Below are 6,079 nucleotides of genomic sequence, written 5' to 3' on the forward strand. Positions count from 1 at the left end.
TTCTGTTGCAACATTACCACTTGTTCCTGATCCCCCGACAACAGGTAACTTACCTGATCCCAGAAGACTTGTACCCAGAGGACTAGCCCCGCCATGAGGCCCTTGCATAATCTCAATGGGCTCAATTTTGCCAAGGCTATCCTGCTCCTGCTGGGGAATATACTCCCCGATCTCCTTACGTAGCTCATAATCAGTTTCCTTTATCTGATTTTTATGCAGCTCGCTGTTGTACTTCTCACCAGCCCCCCCAATCAGACTGCCGGTATTGGCGTTGCCACCAGCCAACGCCGCCGACAACAAGCCGATGATTTGGGCGGTGGCGATCTTGTCTTGACTGCCTTGCAGACTTAAATCGTTAGCATTGAAATGCTCGCTCACATACTGAGCCAGAAACTCGTTTGCCTTCGGCGTCAGTCCCTCAGCAACGCCTCCAGCAATAGCCCCGCTGGTAAAACCCTCGCCTTTAGCCGACGATATCAACCCGCCCAATACAGCATGAAAGAGAATTGCCTGCGCTGTCCCAGGATCGACTTTTAGCTCCTGAGCAAGATCACCAACCCCCTTATTACCGGCAGCGGCGGCGAGATCCAATCCCTCTCCGACAAGCGCTCCACCAAGATTTTGACCAAAACTACCGCCATTGATGGCCGTCGAGATCCCGCTGTTGATCAGCGCATGCGTACTGCTGCGCAACACGGTTTGCTCGGCATTACTCCAACTGAGCATATCGCTGGAATAGCCCGGGTTTTGGATCGGGCCCGCACTTGTGACTTGCGATCCACCGTTAGTTGCACCACTTGGGCTCTGGAACCAGTTGCTGTCGGCATAGTTCATCGCACCGGCGGTAAAACCTGCAATGGCAGCGTTTTTCAGACTATCGCTACTGAAAGTATCCTTGAAAGCTGCTCCTATATTCCCTTTGTTATTGATAACACTGACCACCCCGGTACTCGCCATCGAGGTCAGTGCTGCCGAAGCGATAACATTCCCCAGACCCGCCGCTGTAGCATCGACAGCAGCAGTGGTCGCAGTGGCTGCTACTTCCGCTGTAGCGGCAGCCATCGTCGTACCAGCCGAGGCACTAGTTGCTGCCCCCACCGCCGCACTCGCCGCCCCGGCCGTCAGCACCGTGACAATAATAATGATCGCCAACATCGCCCCTTGGCCCAGCCCGGAATGGCTGTACTGGAAGGAGTCGTGCATCTCCTTAACTTGCCGCCAATCGACATCCCCACGCTTCTCGGCGTCCTTGAGCCAAGCCAGTTGCGGGTCGGCCTTGACCATCGCATCAATGGTCTGGCTGACGGTGTTCTGGTCGATTTGCTTGACGTCGATCTTCAGGCCGTCGACGGCTTTGATCACCAGATTGCCTTTAGCCACCAGTTTGCTCTGCCGCAGGGTCTCGTCGGTATTGCCCTTGCCTTCCATAGAGGTCCAGGCGAGGTCGTTGTCGCTCTTCTCATGGCTTTCCTTCTTCAGATCCTTCACCCCTTCAAAGGTGATGGCGCCACCGCTTTGCAGCGTCAGATCCTTACCGCTTTCGAGCTTGGCCACCTGATACTTCTGGTCCCCACCGCTGACCAGTGTCAGGTCCCCACCGGTCTTGATCTCGCTCCCCACATTAGTGACCTTGGTCACTTCATCGCGCTGGGTTTGACTGCTGCCCCAACCGCCTTTTTCCTTTTTGTCGTACAGCGAGTAGTCGCTGTCTTGCGCAGCCAGCACATCCAATTTACCGCCAGCCACCAGGTAAGCTTCGTCGCCGGCGCTGATGCGGCTGGAAATGAGCGTCATGTCCTTACCCGCGCTCAGCGCAACATTGCCGCCGGCGTTGAGAGTGGTCGCAACCTGGCTGACATGATCCCGCTGCTCGGTGACGTGGCGGTCTTTGGAGTAAAAGTGAGTTTCGTCCGCCGCCGAGGCCAGGGTCAGGTTTTCCGTGGCCGACATTGCAATGTCACGCTTGGCATCGATCTGACTGGCAATCGCGGAGATATCACGACCGGCGCTGACGGAAACGTCGCGTCCCGAGTTGATGGAGCCTGTCAGTTGAACGATTTTCTCGTCGAGAAAACTGCTGCCACCGGCAAGTTTGCTGTCGACCTGGGCGGACAGCAGATTCACGTCACGCCCCGCGTTGATGCGGGTGTCGCGACCGCTTTGCAGTACGCCACCCGTGTTGTTGACATCGCGGCCAGCCTGAAGCGAGAGGTCGTTGGCGGCTTCGATACGAGCAGCGCTGTTGGCGTAGTCTTTACTGGTGCTTGTGTAGCCATCGCTGGCTTTGGCTGTAGTGATCGTTCGTTCGTTGACCACATCGCCATTGATCGCCGTCAGGCTGACGTCACGACCGGCGATGATGCCGCCGGCCTTGTTGACGATATTGTTACCCGCCAACAGATCCAGACGATTACCGGCTTCCACCAGACCGCTGTTGACCAGATCGTTGCCGGCGGTAGCCAACAGGTTGTTGCTGGCGCGCAAGGTGCCGGCGTTGTCCAGGTCCTTGCCGGCGATCAGGTTGACGTCGCTGCCCTGGATCAAGGCGCCGTTGGCGGCCAGACGGTTGTTGGCGTTGGCCAGGTACAGCACCGGCACCAGCACTTGCTCGCCGTTCACCACGGCGCTTTCCATCCAGACAATATCGTGGGTCAGGGCCGCGACTTGTTCGGAGGTCAGGCTCACGCCCAGTGACAGGTTCAGTTCGTTTTTGCTGGCGATGGCGTTGTTCATCAGGTACTTGAACAGCTTTTCGTCCGAGGTCTGACCGTCGATGAAGCGCTGGCCGGTACGGGCGACTACGGCTTGTTGAATCAGCTTTTGCTCGTAGAGGCCATCGCCCAGACGCTTGGCGCTTTTATCCGGGTCGTAGCCGAGGTTCGCCAGCAGGTAGTCCGAGCTCATGAATTGCTTGAGGTCGGTGAGCACCGGGTTGGTTTCGATCAGGTATTTCTGCGGGTTGGCTTTGAACGAGGTATCCGGTAAGCCCTGAACGCGGGCCACGGTCTGGCTGGCCGCGGGGGTGCCGATCACAGACGGAGGGACCACCGACACATTGACATTCGGGGTACTGATCAGTGGCGAAACCACCGCTGGAATACGGGTCACTGGCGTCGCGATTGCCGGATTGCTAACCAGCGGAATGCTGACGGTCGGTGCGGTCACCACACCGGGGACGGCAATCGGGGCGCTGATCAAGGCGCCGGGAGCTTGAGTATTCACCGGCGGCACAAGCGGCGCGGCCACAGGCGAGGTCACGCTGGCCAACGGGTCACGTGGGTTGAGCGGCAGTGTTGGCAGGCTCAGGTCCGGACCGGTAGCGACCGCGCTCTGGCTGGCGCCGTCGACATGCACAGCCCCCACTTGGGTGATAGCCCCAGCGTTGCCTTCATGGCCCGGCAACAGCAGGGTGCTGCCAGCATTGTCGGCGGGAGCGCTGACATTGATCGCGCTGGCGCTCACGTTGCTGTCGGTGGCCTGACGGGTGATCCGGGTCAGTTGTCGGTCGCTGGAGGCCACTTGGGCGATATCACCGATCTGAACGCTGCGCGCCTGAACATCCGGCAGGCTTTGTTGACGCTGGGCGGTGCTGACCGAGGCGCTGCCCATGGTCCAGCTTTGCGGGCCGCCGCCAGTCGTCGTGGCGACCGCCGCGCTGGTGCCTTGGCCACTGAGACGGAACAGACCGTTCTGGCCGGTGGGCAGGGTGAAGCCAGGGAGTGTGATCGGGTTGACTTGCTGTTGAGCCAGGTTTGGCGGCAACTGAGCATTGAAGGTGACGACGGTAGGTGCGGCCTGGCCGCTGAGCTGCGTCGAGCCGACGCGCGATGCTCCACCGCCAAGCGCTACGCCTCCGCGAACCACGCTGTTGGTGAGATTCTGCGAAGCGTTGATGTTGACCGCACCACCTGCCTGCACGATGGCGCTGGCAAAGGTGGAGGGACCACTCTCGATCAGTGTGTTCTCGGTGAATGCGGCGTTTTTAACAGTATCCGGAGCTTCAGCTCGTGGGGCATCTATGTTGTAGTGTGCATTGGTAAGCCATCTAGGGTCAGGGCTATCACTTATATGCACTATACCAAAGGAGGTGTAGGGATTATCCCCGCGACCTCCGGGCTTCGAAATTATCGGGAGCATGGACTCGACATTGTCAGTGCTCCAGGCATGCAAGCTGGGACGCTGGTATTGATTGTAGTAAGAGGGATCATTGGCGGAGTTGTAGTTCATCACCGACACCCAAATACCCATATTCCCTTTCACATCGTTGGGTAGGTCGAATGAGCGCCGCACGCTGTAATCACCTACCGACGCACCCTGATTGGTGAATGTCTGCAAGTTCAGGGTTGCGTTGTTACCGGCACTAACCGTCGATGACTGATTGAGAAACTCTCTGCCGCTGGCCAAGAAGTTTCTCCCGGCCGTCATACTTGCTGACGCAGAATCCTGAACGATCTGCGACTTGTAGTTCTCCACCCAGACAAAATAACCGTCTTCCTGATAACCAACGTATGGAACAAACTCTGCACAGGCGTAACACTTCACCCCGATATACCCCGAGACCATCCCTCCCCCGGTAGTCTGGAATACATCCTTGCGGTTCTCGATATGATCCGCCGCCAGGCTCATATCACCGCCGCTTTCAAGCGTTGCGGAAATGTTGTTAATCGATGAGCTCAAACCATTGCCATCATCCCTGGCGATGCTGAGATTGCCGAGGCTGTACACATCCGCATAACGGTTAGTGAACACATTGGTCCGCAGCGCCATATCACCACCGCTGAAGATCAAACCATTTTGATTCAGCAGGCTGGACGCACTCAGACGCAGATTGCCACTACTGCCCAGGGTCCCATAGTTGTTGATACCGCCGGCAGTGACGGTCATACCGGCGGCTGAAGTCAGCCGGCCGTAGTTATTCAACTGCCCACCGACATAGACCGTGGCGTCCCCGCCACTGGCAACACTGCCTGCACCGCCCAGAGTCATCGAGGCGGCTGTCAGCCCCAGATTACCCAGGCTGCTGTAGCGACCGTTGCCGCCATAATTGCCGCCCAGCGCAAGGCTGGCCGTACCATCACTGGCGATCAGGCCATCGTTGTTCCAGTTGACCCCGTTACCCACCAGGCTGGTGGAGGCCAGCAATTGCCCACTGCCGGTCTGGTTCAGGTTGTTGACGTTGACGGTCAGGCGCCCTGCCTGGATCACGCTGCTGTTGGTCAACGTGTCGGCGCTGAGGGTCAGGCCACCACGGGTCACGATGGAGCCTCCGGCCCCCGTGACGTTGGCCGTGGCGATATCGAAGGTGCCGGTGCCCACGTGCAACAGGCTACCGCCCTGGTTCAGGAACCCCCCTGCGTTGAGCGTCAGGTCACTGTTCGCGGTTTCCAGTTTGCCGTTGCGGTTGTCGAACAAGCCGCCGATCTGGAAGTTGGTTTGGCCACTGCTGCCCAGGGCACGCAGCTGGCCGGTCTGGTTGTCGAGGCTGGCGGCGCGCACGCTCAGGGTGCTGTCGCTCTCGATGATGCCCAGACGGTTGTTCAGGGCACCGGTGAGATTCAGGTCGATCTGGTTGCCGGCGATCTGGCCGTCGTTGTCGCCGCTGTTGTCGAAGTTGTTGCCGGTGACGCTGACCCGGCCTTTGGCGTAGAGGCCGCCATTGCGGTTGTCGAAGTTGCCGGTCGAGACGATCGCGTCGCCGGTTTGCGCTGCGATGCGGCCGCCGTAGTTATCGATACCGCCCCATGCACTGAGGTTCAGACGCTGGGCCTGAACGATGCCGCCCTGACGGTTGTTGCTCAGGTCATAGCCGTTTTTCAACACACCGACGATGCGCGCTTCGAGGGCGCCCTTGACGCTGGCGAGGGTGCCGCCGCGGTTGTCCAGGTTGGCGGCACTGACCGTCAGGTCACCGCTCTGGGCCAGGAGCCGGCCGCTTTGGTTGTCGATATCGCCGCTGACGGTCAGGGTGCTGGAGCCCAGGCTTTGCACGGTGCCTTTGGCGTTGGCCAGGCTCGCGGCGCTGAGTTGCAGGTCGCCGTTCTGGCTGTAGATCAGGCCGTCGCCACTGTTCTGGACGACA

At 59.1% G+C, this 6,079-nt stretch carries 1 protein-coding gene; it reads right to left on the reverse strand.

The features are described from left to right. Positions 1-6,079 (reverse strand): DUF637 domain-containing protein (locus NTD87_RS04210; protein WP_262112112.1); only part of this gene is annotated, 6,079 nt, incomplete at both ends.

It is taken from the genome of Pseudomonas sp. 6D_7.1_Bac1 (assembly GCF_025465945.1).
In the GTDB taxonomy this organism is placed as follows: Bacteria; Pseudomonadota; Gammaproteobacteria; order Pseudomonadales; family Pseudomonadaceae; genus Aquipseudomonas.